The sequence below is a fragment of the Streptomyces sp. NPDC005898 genome, from assembly GCF_040629635.1.
Classification (GTDB): domain Bacteria; phylum Actinomycetota; class Actinomycetes; order Streptomycetales; family Streptomycetaceae; genus Streptomyces.
In genome coordinates this window covers 446,733-467,688 of sequence record NZ_JBEXWC010000003.1, presented here as the reverse complement: position 1 = coordinate 467,688, position 20,956 = coordinate 446,733, and the positions used below count along the sequence as shown (strand labels likewise).

The following is a 20,956-nucleotide window of genomic DNA, read 5'->3' as shown; positions in this document are numbered from 1 at the left end:
CGGCGGTGATCCACATGCGTACGGTCATCCGGAGCCGGGGGCCCGGCGCGGCCACGTCCAGGTGGGCGAGGATGTGCTCGGCGGCGGCCCGGCGCCGACCACGGTGAACGCCGCTGTGTGGCGACAGACAGAGAACCCGGGTCCCGTCGGAACTCACCCCGCGTCCGCCGCAATCCCCGTTGGCCTGAACGTCTCTGCCGACTCGAGCCACGGCGCGACTAGACTCGGAATGAATGATCACGGGGAGGCCGCAGTTGTTGCATGTCGCTTTAGTGAACATGCCGTTCGCCGACTGGAATCGTCCGTCATTCGCCCTGGGGCAATTGTCGACTCTCGTACAGCGGGAGTTCGACGGCCGGGCGCGAGCGCACGTGTGCTATCTCAACCAGGACATGGCCGAATTCTTCGGGACACGTCTGTACGAAGACCTCTCCGTGAGCCACGACCACGTGGACACGGGAATCGGGGACTGGTTGTTCCGGCACATCGCCTTTCCCGGCGAGGCCGACACCGCAACCGAATACTTCCAGCGCTATTACCGGGGCGCCCGATGGGCCGACTTCCGTGAGCGGATCCTGTCGGCGCGGGACGGACTGCGGGAGTTCTGCGAGGAGCTGATCGACCGCTACCGGCTCGATCAGGCCGACATCGTGGGGTTCAGTTCGATGTTCGCCCAGCATGTGCCGAGTATCGCCCTGGCGCGGCTGATCAAGGAGCGCAGCCCGCGGACGCTCGTCGTGCTGGGCGGGGCGAACTGCGAGGCGCCCATGGGCGCGGTGGTCGCCGAGCAGGTGCCGGCCGTCGACTTCGTCTTCTCCGGGCCCGCGCTGAACACCTTCGGCGAGTTCCTGCGGTGTGTCCTCGACGAGGACCTGGAGCGCGCCGACGCCGTCCCGGGAATCCTCTCCGAGCGGAACTGCCGAGACCCGCGCTACCGCAAGGCCATCGGCGCGGACCGCGACATAGACGACTTCTTCCTGCCCGACTACGACAGTTTCTTCGAGGCACTGGAAGGCCACCCCGAGCTGCGGCGCACGGGTACCAGCAAACCCATGCTGTTCTTCGAGACGTCCCGCGGCTGCTGGTGGGGGCAGCGTTCGCACTGCACCTTCTGCGGCCTCAACGGCCAAAGCATGGACTTCCGGGCCATGGCGCCGGTCCTGGCGGTCCAGCAGTTCGAGTGGCTGTTCGGCTTCGCGCCCACCTACACCTCGCTCTTCTGCACGGACAATGTCATGCCACGCAATTACCCGCGTGACGTGTTCCCCCGGCTCGACCCGCCGCCGGGGGCCGAGATCTTCTACGAGGTCAAGCTCCCGCTGAGCCGGCAGGACCTGCGCGCCATGACGGACGCGGGCGTCACCGTCGTACAGCCCGGCATCGAGGCGCTGTCCTCCTCGACGCTCAAACTCATGGGCAAGGGCACGACCGCGTTCCAGAACCTCCAATTCCTCAAGAACTGCGAGGAGTTCGGGATCAAGCCCGAGTGGAACCTGCTGATCGGTTTCCCCGGCGAGGGCCCGGAGGTCTACCGCAAGTACGCCGAGGAGCTGCGCGACTTCGTCCACCTGGTGCCGCCGCACGGCGTGTACATGGTGCGCTTCGACCGCTTCAGCCCCTACTTCAAGCGCAGCGACGAGTACGGGCTCGACCTGAAGCCGGTGGACTACTACTCCCTGACGTATCCCTTCGACGAGTCGGCGCTGGCCGACCTCGCGTACTTCTTCGCCGACCAGAACCTGGCGCCGTACATGCTCGACGCGGTCGAGTGGCACGACGAGCTGAGCGGACTGATCGCCCAATGGCGCGCGGCCCGGTCCGGGGAGGACGGGGCGGTCCGCCGCGAGCTGCGGCTGGTCGCCGGTGACGACGGCCGGCTCACGGTCCGGGACTCCCGATCCGGAACTCTCCAGGAACGCCCGGTCGACGCGGCCACCGGTCGGCTGCTGCGCCGGCTGTCCTCACCGGCCAAGCCCGAGCAATTGGCCAAGGACTGGCCGGAGGGCCCCGACGACCTGCGGCGACGCCTGGACGCGCTCACCGAACAGCGGTACCTCTTCACGGAGAACGGCCGGGTGCTGAGCCTGGTGCTGACCGGAGCGGACGGAGAGACCGAGGAGCCGCCCCGGCAGGAGCCCGCCGCGGTCGGCGCCCGGCGGCTGCTGCCGCTGCTGTCGGAGGCACCGCGATGACGGTCGGGGCCACCCCGATGCTCCCGCTGGTCGTCGAGGGGCACGGCGAACCGGCCGGGCCACGGCTGCGCGCCCGGCGCAGGGACCTGCGGGCCGCGCTCCGCGACCGCGGTGCGCTGCTGCTGCGCGGCTTCGACGTGGGCGGCGCCGACGGCTTCGCGGACATCGTCCGCGCGCTCTCCGGCGAGCCACTGCCCTACACCGAGCGCTCCTCCCCGCGCAGCGTGATCAAGGGGAACGTCTACACGTCCACCGACTACCCGCCCGGCGAAGAGATCTTCCTGCACAACGAGAACTCCTACCAGGCGAGTTGGCCACTCACGCTGTACTTCCACTGCGTGCGCCCGCCGCTCACCCGGGGCGCCACCCCGCTGGCCGACACCCGCCGGGTGCTGACGGCCGTCGACGGCGAGGTGCGCCGGGAGTTCGTCCGGCGCGGCTGGACGGTCGTACGCAACTACGGCGACCTGGTCGGCCTGCCGTGGCAGGAGGCCTTTGCCACCGCGGACCGCGCGGAGGTCGAGCGGTACTGCCGGGAGCGGGGCATCGAGGCGACGTGGCTGCCCGGCGGCGGCCTGCGCACCCGGGCGGTCCGCGAGGCCGTGCGCCGGCATCCGGCGACCGGCGAGCCGGTGTGGTTCAACCACGTGACGGTCTTCCACGTCACCACGCTGCCGGAGTCGGTCCGGCGCGGGCTGCTGGAGATGCTGGGCGAGGAGAACCTGCCCAGCCAGACGTACTACGGCGACGGCGAACCGATCCCGGACGACGTCATGGACCATCTCCGGGCCTGTTACCGGGCGGCGTCGACCCGCTTCGACTACCGTGCGGACGACGTCCTGGTGATCGACAACATGCTGGTCTCGCACGGCCGCGAGCCGTTCACGGGGCCCCGCCGGATCGCGGTCGCCATGGCGGAGCCGTACACCCCCGACCGCTAGCCCCAGGACGGAACACCCCCACATGGTCGCGCGTTCGCTCCGGTCCAACCGGGACTTCTCCGTCTTCTGGGTGGTCCAGGCACTGTCCGAGGTCGGCAACGCCTTCTCCCTGGTGGCGCTTCCGCTGCTGGTGCTGCACACCACCGGCTCGGCGGCGCAGATGGGACTGCTGACCGCCGTCGCGGGCGCCACCTCGCTGCTCACCGGCCTGGTGGGCGGCTCCTGGGCCGACCGCTTCGACCGGCGGCGGCTGCTGATGCTCTGCGACGCCGCCCGGCTGGTGCTGTACGGCGCGATCCCGCTCTGCTGGGCCCTGAGCCCGCAGATCTGGCTGCTGTACGTGGTCATGGCGCTGGCCTCGGTCTTCGAGATGCTGTTCAAGATCACGTACGTGACCGCCGTGGCGAACCTCGTCGACAAGGAGCAGATCGTCGCGGCGAACGGCCGGCTGGAGGCGACGAACGCGATCGCGTACATCGCGGGCCCGGCGCTGGCCGGTGTGGTGGCCGGGTTCTTCGGGCCGACGGCCGCCGTCGCCATCAACGCGGGCAGCTTCGGCATCTCCCTCGTGGGCCTGGTGTTCATCAGGCTCAGACCCACCGCGCGGCCACCGGCCGACAGGAGCGAGACCGAGAGCAAGGCGGGCCGGGCCCGGAACGGGCTCGCCGGCTTCCGGACCGGCGCCGCGTTCCTGTGGCACACGCCGGTGCTGCGGGCGCTCACCGTGCTGCTGACCGTCACCACCTTCCTCAGCCTGGGCATGACCGACGTGTTCATCTACCACCTGCGCCACGGGCTGGGCCAGGACGAACGCACGGTGGGCTACGTCCTCGCGCTGGCCGGAATCGGCACCTGCGTGGCCGCCGCCGCGACCGCCCGGCTGCGCCGCTCCTGGGGCTTCGGCCGGTGCTGGCTCGGCGCGCTGAGCCTGTGCTCGGTGTCCGTACTGGTGCTGGGCCGTACCGGGCGGGTGTCCGTGGCGGCCGTGACGATCTGTCTGTACTCCTTCGGCATGGCGCTCGCGGGGGTCTGCTCGATGTCCCTGCGGCAACAGGTCACGCCGGACCATCTGCTCGGCCGGGTCACCTCGGCGTTCTGGACCATCCACGGCAGCCTCGCGCCCCTCGGCGCCGCCCTGCTCACCGCCCTGGTCGGCATGCTGGGGACCCGCGGGCCGCTCACCGCGGTGGCCGTCGTCTTCCTGGCCGTGGTGGTGGCCGCCGCCTTCACCCCCATCCGCCAGCGCCACCCGGAACAGACCGCCGTACCGCCCCGGCGGACGCGGCCCGCCGACACGTCGCCACCACGAGAGGAGAGCCACGGGGATGACACCGAAGCCCGACGATGACGAGCGGCCGTACAAGGTCGTGGTCAACCACGAGGAGCAGTACTCCATCTGGCCCGCCGACCGGGGCAACCCGGCCGGCGGGTCGGACGCGGGCAGGACAGGACCGAAGGCCGACTGCCTCGCGCACATCGCGGACGTGTGGACCGACATGCGCCCCTTGAGCCTGCGCCGCCGTCGCCTGCGGGAAGGCGGACAGGGCGGACAGGACGACCACGACGCACCGTCGGCGGAGGGCGCCGACCGGGCGGGCTGACTCCCCGGCCCCCTCACCGCACCCGCCGTACCGCGAACCAGGGAAGGCCATCGTGCACGACGACCTGGAAACACGACCGCCGGCCGACTCGGCCCAGGCACCCCGGCTGCCGCTCTCCCACGCCCAGGAACGACTCTGGTACCTGGAGCAGATCGCCGCCGGCGCCCCCGTCCACCACGTGTCCGCCGCCACCCTCGTCGAGGGCCCACTCGACGCCGAGCGGATCGCGGCCGCGCTGCGGGACTGCGCCTGCCGCCACGAGCTGCTCCGCAGCACCTTCGACGACCGCGGGGACGGTCCGCGCCGTACCGTCCGCGCCACGGCCGAGGTACCGCTGCGGCGACTGGACATCGGGGGCGCAACAACGCCCGAGTCGCGACTGCGCGGTGTGCTCGCCGAGGAGAGCGCACGGCCCTTCGCCCTCGACCTCGGGCCCGCGCTGCGCGCCACCCTGGTGCGCACCGGCGAGGAGCGGCACGTGCTGCTGCTCACGGCCCACCGCATCGTCGCCGACCGGACCTCGCTCACCGTGCTGGAACGCGAACTGGCGCAGCACTACGCGGCGTTGGGCGAGAAGCGGCAGCAGCTCCCGCCCGCGTCGCCCTCGTACGCGGATCCGACGGCCCTGGAGAGGCAAGCTTCGGACGGAGAAATCTCGTACTGGAAACGGCAGTTGGAGGATTTCGAGCCGCTCGACCTGCCGCTCGACCGGACCAGGCCGAGGACGCCGACCCACCGGGCGACGCTCCGCGAGCTGCTCCTGGACGCCCGGCACACCGAGGCCCTGCGGCGGCTCGCCCACGAGGAGGACATACCCGCGTGGGCGGTCTTGGCAGCCGCCTTCGCCGTGCTGCTGGCGCGCTGGACGGGCCGGCCCGACGTGGCCTTCGCCACCCCCGTGGACCGGCGCCCACCGCAGGTCGCGCGGACGGCGTTCGGGCCGTACGAGGACCTGCTCCTGCTGCGGGCCGATCTGACGGGCCGCCCCTCCTTACGGGAAGCGGTCCGCCGGGTCGCGCGCACCCGGGACGAGGCGGAGCGGCACGCCGCGGTCCCCTTCGGGCGGCTCGTCCAACTCCACGGCCAGGAGCGGGACCTGAGCCGCCATCCGCTCTGCCAGGCGGTGTTCGCCGTGACGGGCGCGCGGCGTACGGGGTTCACCGCGGCGGGGTGCACCACGTCCGCGCTCACCCCGGACGACGCGAGCGTCCCCTATGACCTGCTGTGCACGGTGACCGACGACGAGGAAGGCGCCGACGGGCGGGGTGGCCTCGGGGCCGAGCTGCGCCTCGCGTCCGACCTCTGGCTGCCGGAGTCGGCCGACCGTATGGCGAGCGCCCTGCGCGCCCTGCTCACCGCCCTCGCCGAGAACCCCGACCGGCGGATCGGGGACATCCCGGTGCTGTCGCCCGAGGACCGGGCCCGGCTCGACGCCTGGAACGCGACCGAACGGCCGCTGCCCGAACCGGCCACGGTGGACGGCCTGTTCCGCGCGTGGGCGGACCGCACCCCGCAGGCCCTCGCCCTCACCGAGCGCACCGGCACCTGGACGTACGCCCAGCTGCGGGAGCGGGCCGGCCGCGTCGGCCGGAGTCTGATCGCCGCCGGCGTCACCCAGGACTCCGTCGTCGCCCTGCACATGCGGCGCTCCGCCGACCTGGTCACCGGCATGCTCGGCGTGCTCCTGGCCGGCGGCGCCCCCCTCGTCCTCGACCCGGCCCACCCCGAGGAACGGCTGCGGGGCATGGCCGCCGACGCCGACGTCTCGGCCGTCCTCAGCCGCGCCGAACCCCCCGCCTGGCTGCACGACTTGGGCGTACCCGTCCTGCGGCTCACCGACGCGGAACAGGTCGGCACGGCGCGGCAGCAACTCCCGGCGGCCGACCCGCTCCTACCCGCCCGCTCCCACCCCCTCGGGCTGGCCGCCGTGGTGCACACCTCCGGCTCGACCGGGCGGCCCAAGGCCGTCGGGATACCCCATCGGGCCGTCGTACGGCTGATCACCGTGACCGACTACGTGTCCATCGGCCCCGGCGACGTCCTGCTGCACCTCGGCGACCCGGCCTTCGACATCACCGCCTTCGAGGTGTGGGGGGCGCTGTGCAACGGCGCACGGGTGGAGGTGCTGCCCGGCGACGAGCCCCTCGGACCCGACGAGGTGCTGGCCGCACTGCGCGAGCTGCGGCCCACGATCGTCGCCCTCACCGGCACCCTCTTCAACCGGGTGGCCGACATCGACCCGAGGTCCTTCGGCGGACTGCGCCATCTCTTCGTCGTCGGCGAGGTGATGGACCCCCGCCGCACCCGCGCGGTGCTGCGCGGCGGCGCACCCCCAGCCCATCTGCACAACGGCTACGGCCCGAGCGAGAACGCGACGTTCTCCACGACCCACCTGGTGGACCGGCTCCCCGAGGACGCCCCGAGCGTGCCCATCGGCCCCGCCCTCACCAACACCACGCTGCACGTGCTGGACCCGGAACTGCGCCCCGTGCCGATCGGGGTGACCGGCGAGCTGTACGTGGGCGGACCGGGCGTCGCCCGGGGCTATCTGGGCCGCCCGGGCCACACGGCGGAACGCTTCGTGCCGGATCCGTTCGCCGCCCGGCCCGGTGCGCTGATGTACCGCACCGGCGACCTGGTGCGCAGGCTCCCGGACGGGGCGCTGGACTTCCTCGGCCGGGCCGACCAGCAGGTGAAGATCCGCGGCTACCGCATCGAGCCGGGAGAGGTCGAGGCCGCCCTGCTGGTCCGCGACGACGTGCGCGAATGCGTCGTACGGGCGGTCGACGTCGCCGGGGACCGGCGGCTCGTCGCCTACGTCGTCCCCGCGCCGGGGCGGCGGCCCTCCCCGCCGGAACTGCTGGGCGCGCTGCGGGGCCGGCTGCCGTCGCACATGGTGCCCGGCCATGTCGTCCTGCTCGACGCGCTGCCCACGACACCCAGCGGCAAGATCGACGCGCGGGCGCTGCCGGGTCTCACCGAGGGCGCGGCCGGCCCGCCGGACGCCGGCACGGTGGCGCCGAGGACGGCGACGGAACGCGCCCTGTGGGAGATCTGGGCGGACGCCCTGCGGGTGCGGTCCTTCGGGGTGCACGACAGCTTCTTCCTCGTCGGCGGCCACTCGCTGCTCGCCTCGGTGGTGCGGACCTCGGTCCGCGAACGGCTCGGCGTGACCCTGCCGTTGCGGACCCTGTTCGACGTGCCGACCCTGGCCGGCCTCGCCGTCGAGGTCGAGCGGGCCACCGCCGGAGCGGCGGCCGTACGGCCGAGCGAGGAAGCGGGCGACGGATCGGCACAACTCGACGGCCTGGTGGCCGAACTGGAGCGGCTCGCCGAATCCCGGCGCGCCGAGGGACGAGCGGGGGGAACCGCATGACGCACACGACGAGGACGACCGACGCGACCGAGGCGGAACTGCGGGGCCGGATCGAACGCCTCCCCGCCGGACAGCGGGCCCTGCTGCGCCAACGGCTGTGGCAGAAGGGCGCCCCGACCGGGCTGCCCGCCCTGGACGACGACGGCGAGGCCCCCGCGTCCTTCACCCAGCGCCGGATGGCGTTCCTGTGCGGGCTCGATCCGGACAGCCCGGCCTACCACAGCCCCGTCGTGCACCGCCTCACCGGACCGCTGGACGACACCGCCCTCGAAGCCGCCCTCAATGACCTGCTGCGCCACCACGCGGCCCTGCGCACCGTCCTGCCGGTCCGGGACGGCCGCACCGTGCAGCGGGTCCTGCCGCACCGGCACCGCGCGCTGCCCGTCGTCGACCTGACCGCACTGCCCGCCGCCGAGCGGCAGGCGGAGGCCGAGCGGCTCGCCCGGGTGGACGCCGGGGAGCGGTTCGACCTGGCCGAGGGGCCGCTGGTGCGGTTCCTGCTGCTGCGTGTCGCCGCCGACGACGCGGTCCTTGCGCTCACCTTCCACCACGCGGTCGTCGACGGCTGGTCGCTGGGCGTCCTCCTGAACGACCTCGGCACCGCGTACGGGGCGCGCCTGGAGGGGCGGGAGCCCCGGCTGCCCGTCCACACCGTCCAGTACGCCGAGTACGCCCGCTGGCAGGAGGAGTGGGCCGAGGGCGACGAGGCCGCCGCCCAACTCGACTACTGGGAGCGTCGGCTGACCGGCGCCCCGGACCCGATGCCGCTGCCCGCCGACCGCCCCCGGCCCGAACGTCCCGAAGGGCGCGCCGCTTCCACGGCGTTCACCGTCCCCGCGCCCGTCACCGACGAGCTGCGCAAACTGTCGGCCCGCACCGACAGCACCCTGTTCATGGTGCTGCTCGCCGCGTTCCAGATCGTGCTCGCCCGGTACGGAGGCCACGACGACGTGGTGGTCGGCACCCCCGTCGCCAACCGGCGGTACCGCGGCTTCCACGATCTGGTCGGCTTCTTCGCCAACTCGGTCCCGCTGCGCTCGCGGGTCGCCCCGGAGACGTCCTTCGCGGACTTCCTCACCGAGGTCCGCACCACGTGCCTGGAGGCGTACGAGAACCAGGACGTGCCCCTCGACCTGGTCGCCCGGCGCCTGCACCCGCAGCGCAGCCCCGGCCGGAACCCGGTCTACCAGGTCAACTTCACCCTCCACAACACACCGCTGCGTCCCGTGCGCACTCTGCCGGGCGGGATCGGTCTCACCCCGCTGGACCACCTGGACCACGACGCCGCCCGCTTCGACCTCGACCTGAACATGTGGGAGACCGACGCCGGACTGGAGGGCCGGCTCATCCACGCCACGGACCTGTTCGACACCGCGACCGGCGAGCGGCTCGCCCGGTCGCTGGGCGTCCTGCTCGCCGCCGCGGCCGCCGCCCCCGACACGCCGACCGGTGAACTGCCGCTGCTGACGGCCGAGGAGCACGACCAACTCCTGCGCGAGGGCCGCGGCGCGGCCCCCGCCCGCCCCGAGGACATGCGCGTGGACCGGCTCTTCGCCGCACGGGCGCGCACCGCCCCCGACACGGTGGCCGTGTCCGCGCCGGGCCGCGCCGACCTGACCTTCCGGGACCTCGATCGACACGCCAACGGCCTCGCCCACCGGCTGCGCGGCCTCGGCGCCGGTCCCGGCCGCGCGGTCGCGGTGCTGCTGCCCCGCACACCCGAGGCGGTGGTCGCGCTGCTCGCCGTACTGAAGAGCGGCGCCGCGTACGTGGCGATCGACCCGGCCTACCCGCCGGCCCGGCGCGCGTACATGCTGCGCGACAGCGAGGCCGTCCTGCTGGTCACCGACGAGCCGCCCCAGGACCCCGGCGTCCCGGTCGTCGTGCCCGACCCGGACCGGCTGGCCGAGGAGGCGACCGCGGCACCCCCGGAGGGCGGCGGCGGATCCGACGACCTGATGTACCTGATGTACACCTCCGGCTCGACCGGCGGGCCCAAGGGCGCCATGCTCTCCCACCGCCAGGTCGCCAACTACCTGCTGTGGGCGGTGGAGACCTACCTGCCGCCCGAGGCGGACGGCGCCGTCCCCGTGCACTCCTCGCTGGCCTTCGACCTCACCGTGACCAGCCTGTTCGCCCCGCTCCTGGCCGGCCGGCGCCTGCTGCTCGCCGACGACTCCGGCACACCCGGCGAGGGCCTGCGCGCCTCGGCGGCGGCGGACACCGGCCTCGGCTTCGTCAAGCTCACCCCCTCGCACCTGAAGATGCTGGAGGACTCCCCGGCCCCCGCGCGTGCGGGGCAGTGGACCCGCACCCTGGTCGTCGGCGGCGAGGAACTGCACGAGGAGCGGCTCGCGGCCTGGCGCACGGGTGTCGAAACACCCCGGATCGTCAACGAGTACGGCCCCACCGAGACCGCCGTGGCCTGCGCGGCGTACGACAGCGCGCACCCGGTCGGCGGCTTCGGCCGGGTGCCCATCGGCAGGCCGGTGCACCACGCCCGGCTGTACGTGCTGGACGAGGCGCTGAACCCGGTGCCACCGGGCGCGCCCGGAGAGCTGTACGTCGGCGGGGCGGGTGTCTGCCACGGGTACTGGAACCGCCCCGGCCTGACGGCGGAGCGCTTCGTCCCCGACCCCTTCGGCGACGAGCCGGGCGGACGTCTGTACCGGACCGGTGACCGGGTGCGCCGGACGACCGCCGGGGCCCTCGAGTACCTCGGCCGTCTCGACGACCAGGTCAAGATCCGCGGCCACCGGGTCGAGCCGCAGGAGGTCGCCACCGCGCTGGCCGGGGACCCGGCGGTCCGGGAGGCCGCCGTGATCGCGCACGGCCCCACCCCCGAGTCCCGGCGGCTGCTCGCCTTCGTCAGCCCGGACACCGACGCCGGCGCACCGGCGGACACGGCGGCCGAGACGGACTGGGTGAGCCACTGGCGAACGCTGTACGAGGACACCTACGGCAGCGCGGAGCGTCCCGCCGATCCGTCGTTCGACCTGGCCGGCTGGAACAGCAGCTACACCGGCGAGCCGATCGGGGCCGACGCGATGCGCGAGTGGCTCGACGCCACCGTCGAGCGCATCCGCGCGCTGCGGCCGCGCCGGGCCCTGGAGATCGGCTGCGGCACCGGCCTGATCCTTGCCCGGATCGCCCCCGACTGCGACTTCTACCAGGGCGTCGACCTGTCCGAGCAGGTCGTCGAACGCCTGCGGCACGGACTTGCCACCGTCGTCGACGCCCCCGGACGGATCGGGCTGCGGGCCGACCCCGCCCATCGCGCGATCCGCCCGGGCGAGACGTACGACACCGTGATCCTGAACTCCGTGGTCCAGTACTTCCCGTCCGTCGACCACCTGACGGCCGTCCTGGAGCAGGCGATCGACGCGCTGCCCGCCGGGGGGCACATCTTCCTCGGCGACCTGCGCAACCTCGCCCTCCTGGACGCCTTCCACGCCTCCGTCGCGGCCCACCGGGCGAAACCGGGCACCCCCGACGCCGTCCTGCGCGCCGAGACCGCCTGGGGCGTGGAGACCGAGAACGAACTCTGCCTCGACCCCCGGCTCTTCGGCGCGCTGACCGCACGGTGGCCGCGGATCACCTCGGTGCGCGTCCTGCCCAAGCGGGGAACGGCCGACAACGAACTGACCCGGTACCGCTACGACGCCATCCTCACCGTCACCGGGGAGGACACGGCGGACGACCCCGGCCCCGGAACCGCGACACCACGGGAGCGGGACTGGCAGGCGGAGAGCCTGGACCCGGACGGGCTGGACGCGCTGCTCGGCGCCGAGCGCCCCGACCAGCTCGTGCTGCGCGCCATCCCCAACGCACGGCTGACGGAGGACCTGCGGCTGCTGGCCCGCCTCTCCGGCACGGCGCCGGACACCGTACGGCCGGGCGCCGACCCGGAGGAGCTGTGCCGCCTGGCCGCGCGGCACGGATACGACGCCGAACCGAGCTGGGCCGAGGGACGGCCCGACGGCTGCTACGACCTGCTGCTGCACCGCCGGGGAACGCCCCCGCCCGTGCTGCCGCCCGTCGTCACCGTCATGGAACCGGACCGGCTCGCGACCGCACCGCTGTGGCGCCCCGCGGCGCTCGCCGCCCTGCCCGGGATCGAGTCCCGGCTCGCCGGACGGCTGCCCGCGCCCCTGCTCCCCGCCCGGTACATCGTGCTGCGCCGGATCCCGCTCAACGCCAACGGCAAGATCGACCGCGCCGCGCTCGCCGACCTTTCGCTGATACCCGAGGAAACAGGCGCATCCGGGCGGCCGGAGACCGAACTCACCCCCACCCAACGGCGGATGGCCGCCATCTGGACCGAACTCCTCAACCGCGACGGCATCCGCGCCGAGGACGACTTCTTCGACCTCGGCGGGCACTCCCTGCTCACCTTCCGGCTCGTGTTCCGGCTGCGGGAGGAGTTCGAGGTGGAGGTGCCGATCCGCGGTCCGTTCGACGCGTCCACCCTCGCCGCCCTGTCGGCCCTCGTCGACGGCCTGGTCGCCGAGAAGAACCGGCCCGTGCTCCCCGCGCTGGCCCCCGTCGAACGGGAGGGGCCCGTACCGGCCTCGTTCGCCCAGGAACGCCTGTGGTTCCTCCACCAGATGGACCCGGGCACCGCCCAGTACAACTTCCCGGTCTTCGTCCGGCTGACCGGCGAACTAGACGTCGACCTGCTGCGCCGGGCGCTCGCCGGGGTCGTACGGCGGCACGAGGTGCTCAGGACCGTGATCACCACCCGGGACGGGCAGCCGTTCCAGACCGTGCTGCCCGCCGAGCCGCCCGCGCTTCCGCTCACCGACCTGACGCCGCTCCCACCGGAGCAGCGGGAACCGCAGGCGCGCCGGCTGGCCAAGGAGCAGTACGCCGAACCCTTCGACCTGGCCACCGGGCCCGTACTGCGGGCCGGGCTGCTCCGCCTCGGCCCGGCGGACCACGTCCTGCTGCTGACGGCCCATCATGTGACCGTGGACGGCTGGTCGGCCACCGTCCTGCTGGACGAACTGGCCGAGCTGTACACGGCGGCCCGCGAGCAGCGCCCGCCCCGGCCGGCCGAACTGCCCGTGCAGTACGCGGACTACGCGATCTGGCAGCGTCGGCTCGCCGAGGCCGGGCACTTCGACCACCTGGTGGAGCACTGGACGGCACGCCTGCGGGGCATCCTCGACCTGCCCGGACTGCCCCTGGACCGGCCGCGCCCGGCCCACCCCGAACACCGGGGCGAGAGCCTGCGCTTCCGGATCCCGGCCCCGGCCGCGGACGGGATGCGCGCGCTGTGCCGGGAGGAGGACGCCACCCTGTTCATGGCGCTGCTCGCCGCCCTGTACGCGGTGGTGAACCGGCGGAACGGGGAGACCGATCTGGTGGTCGGCTCGGACGTCGCCGGCCGCTCCGACAGCAGGACCGAACCGCTGATCGGCTTCTTCGTCAACCAGATCGTGCTCCGCGCCGACCTCACCGGCGCCCCGACCTGGCGGCAACTGCTCGGCCGTACCAAGGAGGTGGCCCTGGACGCCTACGCGCACCAGGATCTGCCGTTCGAGGAGGTCGTCAAGGCCCTCAGTCCGCCCCGCACCCGCAACCAGAGCCCGCTGTTCCAGATCAAGCTGGTGCTCAACAGCAACCGGCGGGCGGCCGACACCATGGCCGGGGCGCGGATCAGCCCGTTCACCGTGGACCTCATCGACACCAGCCGCTTCGACGTCACCCTCGTCCTGGAGGACGACGACGAGGGGATCGCCGGATTCCTCAACTACGACCCCGACCTCTTCGACGCGTCCACGATGGCGGAACTGCGCGAGCAGTACGTCACGCTGGTCGCGGACATGGCCGCCCGCCCGGACGCCTCGATCGCCGACGCGCCCCTGCCGACGGCGGCCCGCGAAGCGGCCGGCCGCCCGAGGCGACGAGGCCCCGGTGTCCTGCGCGGCATCAAGCCGACCAAGGTCGCCGTGGCCCCGGACGACATGGTCGTACGGGAGCCGCTACGAGAGGGCGCCGACCTGCCGCTCGTGCTGCGGCCGGCCCGCGCCGACGTCGACCTGGTGGCCTGGGCCCGCACCCACCGCACCCGGCTCGACACCGACCTGGAACGGCACGGCGCGCTCCTGTTCCGGGGCTTTTCCGTCACCGACCCGGACGCCCTGGAGCGCTTCGCCTCCGTGTTCGTCGACCACCTCTTCGGCGAGAACGGCGAACACCCGCGCGCCGCACTCGGCGGCAACGTCTACACGCCGGTGTTCTTCCCACCGGAGGAGAAGCTCCTGTGGCACAACGAGAACTCCTTCAACGACGAGGGCCCGACCCGCATCTGGTTCTGCTGCGCCCGCCCGGCCGACTCCGGCGGCGAGACACCCGTGGTCGACAGCCGCGCCGTCCACCGGGCGCTTGACCCGGCGCTGCGCGAGGAGTTCACCGCCAAGGGGGTCATGTACCTCCGCACCTACGGCACCGGCCTCGGACTCGACTGGCGGGACGTCTTCAGGACCGGGGACCGGGCCGAGGTCGAGGCCCGCTGCGCCCGGCAGGGCCTGCGCCACGAGTGGCACGGCGACCGCTTGCACACCACGGCCGTCCGGCCCGCCGTGCTGCGCCATCCGCGCACCGGCGAGTGGTCCTGGTTCAACCAGGCACAGCACTGGCACACCGCCTGCCTCTCCACCGACGTACGGGATTCGCTGCTGGCCACCATGTCCCCGGAGGAACTCCCGCGCAGCTGCCGGTTCGGCGACGGCACCGCCATACCCGACGAGGCCATGCACGAGATCCTGCGGGTCTACCGGGAGCTGGAGGTCTCCTTCCCCTGGGAGCGCGGAGACGTGCTGCTGCTCGACAACATCCTCACCGCCCATGCCCGCAACCCCTTCCGCGGCGAGCGCGAACTCCTCGTCGCCATGGGCGACATGGTGAGCTACCGGTGACGGCGGAGACGGAACAGCCGCGGCAGGTCGAGGGGTACCGGCTGTCGTTCCGGCAACAGCGGCTGTGGGAGCTGGCCCGACTCGGCGTGCCGTCCTGGGCCCAGGTGCTCGTCACCCTCGACGGCGAGCTGGACACGGACCGGCTCACGGCCGCGCTGCGCGACACGGTGGCCCGGCACGAGAACCTCCGCTCGACCCACCGGCCGGTGCCGGGCGCCCGCACCGCGCTGCTCGTCGTCCACGACGCGGACCGGCCGGGCCCGCGCTGGACCCACGAGGATCTGACGCACCTGGACGAGACGGCGCGCCCGCACAGGATCGCGGAGGAGGCCCGCGCTCGACGGGAGTTGCCGCACGGCGGGCCGGACGACCCGGTGCTGCGGGCGGCCCTGTTCACCCTAGGCTCCCGCCGGCACGCCTTGCTGCTCACCACCACCGCCCTGGCGGCCGACGGCCGGGCGCTGCGGCTGCTCGTCGACGAGCTGGCCGAGCGGTACGGGGGCACACCGCCCACCGACGAGGTGCTGCAGTACAGCCAGTTCGCCGAGTGGCAGTACCAGGAGTTCGGCGAGGAGCCACCGTCCCCGGCCCCCGACGGCCCCGCCGCACGATTGTCCCTGCCGCTGCCGCTGCCGCTGCCGTTGCGTCGGCGGCCCGGCGCCGGCCGATCGGATCGGCGTACCGTCACCGCGCCCCTGCCGGACGGTGTCACGGACGCCGTCCACGCCTACGCGCTGCGCCGCCGTGTGCGTCCGGGAGCTGTGCTGCTCGCCTGCTGGCAGATGCTGCTGGCCAGGGTCGGCGGACAGCCCGACGTCACGGTCGACGCGCTGCTCGACGGCCGGGAGTTCGAGGAGACGGCCACCGTCATCGGCCCCTTCGCGCAATGGGCCGAGGTCACCGCGCGGATCGACCCCGGTGTGGTCCTCGACGCCCTCGCCGCCCGCGCGGACCGCGCCCTGACCGACGCCGAGGAAGCCCGGCAGGACGCCCCTTCCTCCGGTGCCGGGGAGCAGCCCGGGCGTGACATCGGCTTCGCCTGGACGGACGTCCCGGCACCGCGGTGTGCCGACGGCGTCACCTTCACCGTGGCCTGGGACGACGTCGAGACCGAGCCCCATGCCCTGCGGCTGGTCTGCGCGCTGGGTGCGAAGGACGGGCGTACGACCTGGCACTACGACGGCCGTCAGTTCGACGACGCCTATGTACGGGTGCTCGCGGACCAGTACGCGACACTGCTCGCCGGGGCGCTGGCCGCGCCCGCCATGCCCGTGCGCGAGGTCCCTCTCCCGTACGGGCTGCCGGCGCGCCGCCCGGAGTCCGGGGCGGGCCGGTGCCTGCACGAGCTGGTCGAACGGCAGGCCCGACGCACCCCGGACGCCCTCGCCGTCGTGGCCGGAACCGATCGGCTGACCTTCGGGGAACTCGACGCGCGGGCGAACCGGTGGAGCGGTGTGCTGCGCGCCCGGGGAGTCGGGGTCGAGATCCCGGTGGGGGTGCTGGCGGCCCCCTCGGCCGCGCTGGTCGTGGCGCTGCTGGCCGTGCTCAAGGCCGGCGGGACATATGTGCCGCTCGATCCGTGGCTGCCGCCCCTGCGCTCACGGGAACTGCTGGAACGGGCCGGATGCCGCCTGCTGCTCACCGACCGGCCGGACGAGGCGGTGACGGCCGAGGGCGTCGCGTGCGTCGACCTGCGCGGCCTGCCGCCCGCCGGTACGGACGCGGAGGCGGAACCCGGGCCGCCGTGCGAGGTGGGGCCGGACCATCTCGCGTACATCATGTTCACCTCCGGCTCCTCCGGGACCCCGAAGGGGGTGATGCTGCCCCACCGGGCCGTGTGCGACTACCTGCTGTGGAGCGCTCGGACCTACCTCGCTCCGGGCGCCGTGCACGACGACGGGGGAGAGGGGGCGGGCAGCGGGAGTGACGGTGGCGGTACGGGCATGGGCACTGGCGGCCTCGGTGATAGTGGCGGGGGCGGTAGCGGCGGGGATGGCACTGGCGCTGGCGGTGGCAGTGATGGCGAGGGCGGTGGCAACGGTGGTGGCGGCAGCGGGGATGGTGTGGGCGGGGGCGGCGGCAGCGGTGATGGCGAGGGCGGTGGCAGCGGTGATGGCGAGGGTGGCGGCAGCGGGGATGGCGGGGGCGGTGGCAGCGGGGATGGCGGGGGCGGTGGCAACGGTGATGGTGAGGGCGGCGCGATGGCGCACTCCTCGATCGGCTTCGACCTCACCGTCACGAGTCTGTTCCTGCCGCTGGTCACCGGTCGTCCCGTCCTCCTCGACCCCGCCTGGCGCGACGCCCTCGCCCTCTCCGTGGACCTGGCGGACCGGGCCGGCCTGGACCTGCTCAAGCTGACCCCGTCCCACCTGAAGGTGGTCAACCAGTCCGTGGCACCGGAGGACTTGGCCGGCACCACCGGCTCTCTCGTCCTCGGCGGTGAGGCTCTCGACCGGGACGCGGTCGACACCTGGACGGCAAACGCCCCGGGGACGAGGATCTTCAACGAGTACGGGCCGACCGAGACCGCGGTCGGCGTGTGCGTGCACGAGATGGGCGCCCACGAAGGCCCCGGCCCCGTGCCCATCGGCCGGCCCATGGACCACGCCGAGGTCCTCGTCCTGGACGGGGACCTCACCCCGGTGCCGGTGGGCGTGCCGGGGGAGATCTACATCGGCGGCACGAGCCTGGCCCGCGGATACCTGGACGCCCCCGCCGCCACCGCCGAACGGTTCGTACCGCACCCCTTCTCACCGGAACCCGGCAGCCGCCTGTACCGCTCGGGCGACCTGGCCTGCGTCGGCCCGGACGGCCTGATCCGGTATCTGGGGCGAGTGGACGACCAGCTCAAGGTCAACGGCGTACGGGTGGAGCCCGAGGAGATCCGGGCCGCGCTGCTGCGGCACCCCGCGGTGCGGGACGCCGCGGTCGTCCTGGTCGCGGACGAGGAACGCGGCGACCACCTGGCCGCCTGTGTCGTCGCCGACGACGTCCCCGCCGCCACGCCACGGGCCCTGCGCGCCCACTTGGCGGAGCGGCTGCCGGCACAACTGGTGCCGGCCACGTATGCCAGGACCGGGGCGATACCCCTCACCCCGAACGGCAAGGTGGACCAGGCCGCGGTGCGGTCACTCGTCCGGGCAGACGGCACCGGGTCCCCGATCTCGTCGCCGGGCGGAGTCGGCACGCCGTCGACCGACCCGGTGGAGGCCGCCGTGGCCCGGGTCTTCGAGGACCTGCTCGACGTCGCCCCCGTCGGCGCGGACGACGACTTCTTCGAGCTCGGTGGCCACTCCCTGCTGGCCGTACGGCTGATCGCACGGCTCAACGGGGAGTTCCACACCGCGCTTCCGGTGCCCGTCCTGTTCTCGGAACCGCAGCCGGGGCAGGGGAGGGCGGCCACACCGAGGCACCTGGCCCGGCTGCTGAAGGCGGGCGACGCCGTGCCGCCCGCCCTCCCGGACGACATCGTGGCACTGCGGCCCCGAGGCGAGGGCACCCCTCTTTTCTGCGTCCACCCGGCGGGCGGCGAGGCCACCGGCTTCCGCCATCTCGCCGCCTGCCCCGAGCTGCGGGGCCCGCTGTACGCCCTCCAGACGACGCCGGACGGTGCCGACGAGGACCGGAGCGTCGAGGCGCTGGCCGCCCGCTATCTGACGGCCGTACGCGCGGTGGCGCCGACCGGCCCGTATCTGCTGCTGGGCTGGTCGATGGGCGGGCTGGTGGCCTTCGAAATGGCCCGGCTGCTCGAACTGCGGGGTGAGCAGGTGGAGATGGTCTTCCTGGTGGAGAGCTACCTCTCCGCACAGCTCCCGGAGTTCGAGGAAGACGACGGGGACGACGGGGGTGACGAGCTGGAGAAGCCGGGCCCTGTGGCGGCGGAGGAAGACATGACCGCCGCCGAGGCGCTCCGGCTGGCTCTCCGGCGGCGCACCAACCGCGCCCATCTGCGGGCCGCCCGGGCCTACCGCCCGTCGCGGTACGCCGGCCCGGTCGCACTCGTCCAGGCCGACAAACAGGACGCGGACTTTCGGCACGCCGCGATCCGCTTCTGGTCCCGCGTCTGCGCCCCCGCCCAACTGACCCCCCACACCCTGGAAGGAGACCACCTGACCCTGTTCGAGCCCCCGTACGTCACCGAACTCGCCCGCCTGATCGACCGGATGACGCGGTAGCCCAGGGATGTAGGGGAGCGGAGCGGTGGCGTGCTGGTCCTGGCGGTGGGGGGTTCCCGGCGGCCCGTGTCCCGTGTCGTCGGTTCGCTGGTGTGTGCGAGCGGTTCCTGATAGGTGCGGTGCGAGCGGAGTGGATACACGTACGTGACCGCGTGTCCCCGAGTGGCGGAGGTCTGGCATGGGCAAGCGTTTCACGCGGCGGCACCTCGGCCTGATGGCTCGGATGGCTCCGATGGCCCGGATGGCGCTGCTCGCGCTGATCGGCCTGATCGCCGCCGCCCTGCTCGGTGCGGGTTTGCCGCCGGCCGCTTCGGGGGGAGCGGAGAGTGGGCGCACCGCCACCGTTGCCGGCGCCGTCAGGAGGGCCACTTCCGGTGGCGGGTCCGCAGCCGCCCCTATCACCACCGGTATACCCCGCCTCACCGACGCCCGCGGCCGCACACTCACCCTGCGCGGCTGGAACGTAGAGGACAAGATCCACCACGGCCCGGACGCCCTCAGCGCGATCACCGAGCGGCACTTCGCCGACTTGCGGGCCAACGGCTTCAACTTCGCCCGCCTGCTGGTCTTCTGGGACGACCTGGAGCCGCGGCGCGGGCACTACAGCGAGCCCTACCTGCGCAAGATCCGACGCATTCTGAACTGGGCGCACAAGCACGGGGTGCACGTCGTCATCGACGCCCACCAGGACGTGTTCGGGCCCGAGTTCGGCCATCGCGGGATCCCCGCGTGGGCGACGCGGACCGACGGGCTGCCGTTCACCGCGCACCCCGAGGACTGGTTCGCCGAGTACTTCGAACCCGCCGTCCAGCGCGCTTTCACCCACCTCTATCAGGACGCCGACCTGCAACGCGCGCAGGCCCGCATGTGGCGCCTGCTGGCGGACCGCTTCGGCGGACACCCCGCGGTCTTCGGCTACGACCTGCTCAACGAGCCGATGGGTGAGCTGCGTGCGGGTGAGGACCTGGCCAGTGCCGCACGCCGCATCGAGGCGACGCAGCTCACCCCGATGTACCGCCGCCTCGCCACCGCCATCCGCACCCGCGACCGCCTGAACCACTTGTTCATCGAGCCGACCCCGATCGTCGGCGAAGGCGTACCCACCGGCCTGGGAAGCGTCCCCGACGAAGGCCTCGTCTACGCCCCGCACTTCTACAACACCGCCATGGAGGCGGGCGCCGACTACGACCCGGCGGCCGGCTGGATCACGGCGTACGAAAACGCCGTCACCACCTACCCGCGCAAGCACTCGATCCCCGTCGTGGTCGGTGAGTGGGGCCCGCTGAACAGCGGCCTGCCGAACATGCGCCGCTTCCACGACGACGCCCTCGCCTCCTTCACCCGCTACTCCTCGGGCTGGGCGGCCTACGTCTGGTGCTACGGCGGCGGCTACTGCGCCCTCGACCCCCAGGGCCGCTTCCGTACGAACAAGGAACGCACCGCCACGCCGTACGCCCCGGCAGTCGCAGGCACCGTGCGCACCGAGGCCCACGACCCGGCCCGCGCGACATACCGCCTCGCCTACCGCTCGACACGCCGCCCCGGCACCACCGTGCTGTCGCTGCCACCGAGCACCACCGGCTGGCACATCAAGGTGTCGGGCCGCACGGCCCACCCCAGCACCCGAAGCGTGCCACCGGGCCAGGCCCGACAGGTACGCGTACGGGCATCCGAGGCAACAGAGGTGAAGGTGACAGTAAGCCCGGCCTCCGGCCTCCCGGACTGAGACCCGGGCCGCCCCAGTTCCC

At 73.3% G+C, this 20,956-nt stretch carries 8 protein-coding genes and 1 pseudogene; 8 read left to right on the top strand and 1 reads right to left on the bottom strand.

Features of this window, described 5'->3' with window-relative positions; all coding sequences use genetic code 11:
* Positions 1 to 100, bottom strand: a pseudogene (locus tag ABZ385_RS07385) (TetR family transcriptional regulator); the annotation flags it as partial.
* A gap of 133 nt (positions 101 to 233) precedes the next feature.
* On the opposite strand from ABZ385_RS07385, the gene ABZ385_RS07380 reads away from it, so the two are divergent.
* The 8 genes from ABZ385_RS07380 to ABZ385_RS07345 all read left to right on the top strand — a co-directional run bounded on the left by ABZ385_RS07380 (position 234) and on the right by ABZ385_RS07345 (position 20,934).
* Positions 234 to 2,192 (top strand): RiPP maturation radical SAM C-methyltransferase, encoded by a 1,959-nt coding sequence (locus tag ABZ385_RS07380; protein ID WP_358910263.1) that lies wholly within the window; start codon positions 234 to 236, stop codon positions 2,190 to 2,192.
* Positions 2,193 to 2,209: 17 nt separating this feature from the next.
* Complete coding sequence (locus tag ABZ385_RS07375; RefSeq protein ID WP_358910300.1) at positions 2,210 to 3,133, top strand: TauD/TfdA family dioxygenase; 924 nt, start codon at positions 2,210 to 2,212, stop codon at positions 3,131 to 3,133.
* Positions 3,134 to 3,155: 22 nt separating this feature from the next.
* Positions 3,156 to 4,481: an MFS transporter gene (locus tag ABZ385_RS07370; RefSeq protein ID WP_358910262.1), complete on the top strand. Its 1,326-nt coding sequence runs from the start codon at positions 3,156 to 3,158 to the stop codon at positions 4,479 to 4,481.
* The gene (locus tag ABZ385_RS07365; RefSeq protein WP_358910260.1) at positions 4,459 to 4,734 is read left to right on the top strand and encodes an MbtH family protein; all 276 of its coding nucleotides are present in this window, start codon (positions 4,459 to 4,461) and stop codon (positions 4,732 to 4,734) included. The genes ABZ385_RS07370 and ABZ385_RS07365 overlap by 23 nt, the downstream gene beginning before the upstream one ends.
* A gap of 52 nt (positions 4,735 to 4,786) precedes the next feature.
* Positions 4,787 to 8,110, top strand: a complete 3,324-nt coding sequence (locus tag ABZ385_RS07360) for an amino acid adenylation domain-containing protein (protein ID WP_358910258.1) — start codon at positions 4,787 to 4,789, stop codon at positions 8,108 to 8,110.
* On the top strand, positions 8,107 to 15,033 hold the full coding sequence (locus ABZ385_RS07355) for an amino acid adenylation domain-containing protein (RefSeq protein ID WP_358910256.1): 6,927 nt from the start codon (positions 8,107 to 8,109) through the stop codon (positions 15,031 to 15,033). The genes ABZ385_RS07360 and ABZ385_RS07355 overlap by 4 nt, the downstream gene beginning before the upstream one ends.
* Positions 15,030 to 19,208, top strand: a complete 4,179-nt coding sequence (locus ABZ385_RS07350; RefSeq protein WP_358910254.1) for an AMP-binding protein — start codon at positions 15,030 to 15,032, stop codon at positions 19,206 to 19,208. The genes ABZ385_RS07355 and ABZ385_RS07350 overlap by 4 nt, the downstream gene beginning before the upstream one ends.
* A gap of 223 nt (positions 19,209 to 19,431) precedes the next feature.
* Positions 19,432 to 20,934 (top strand): cellulase family glycosylhydrolase, encoded by a 1,503-nt coding sequence (locus tag ABZ385_RS07345; protein WP_358910298.1) that lies wholly within the window; start codon positions 19,432 to 19,434, stop codon positions 20,932 to 20,934.
* Positions 20,935 to 20,956 lie beyond the last annotated feature (22 nt).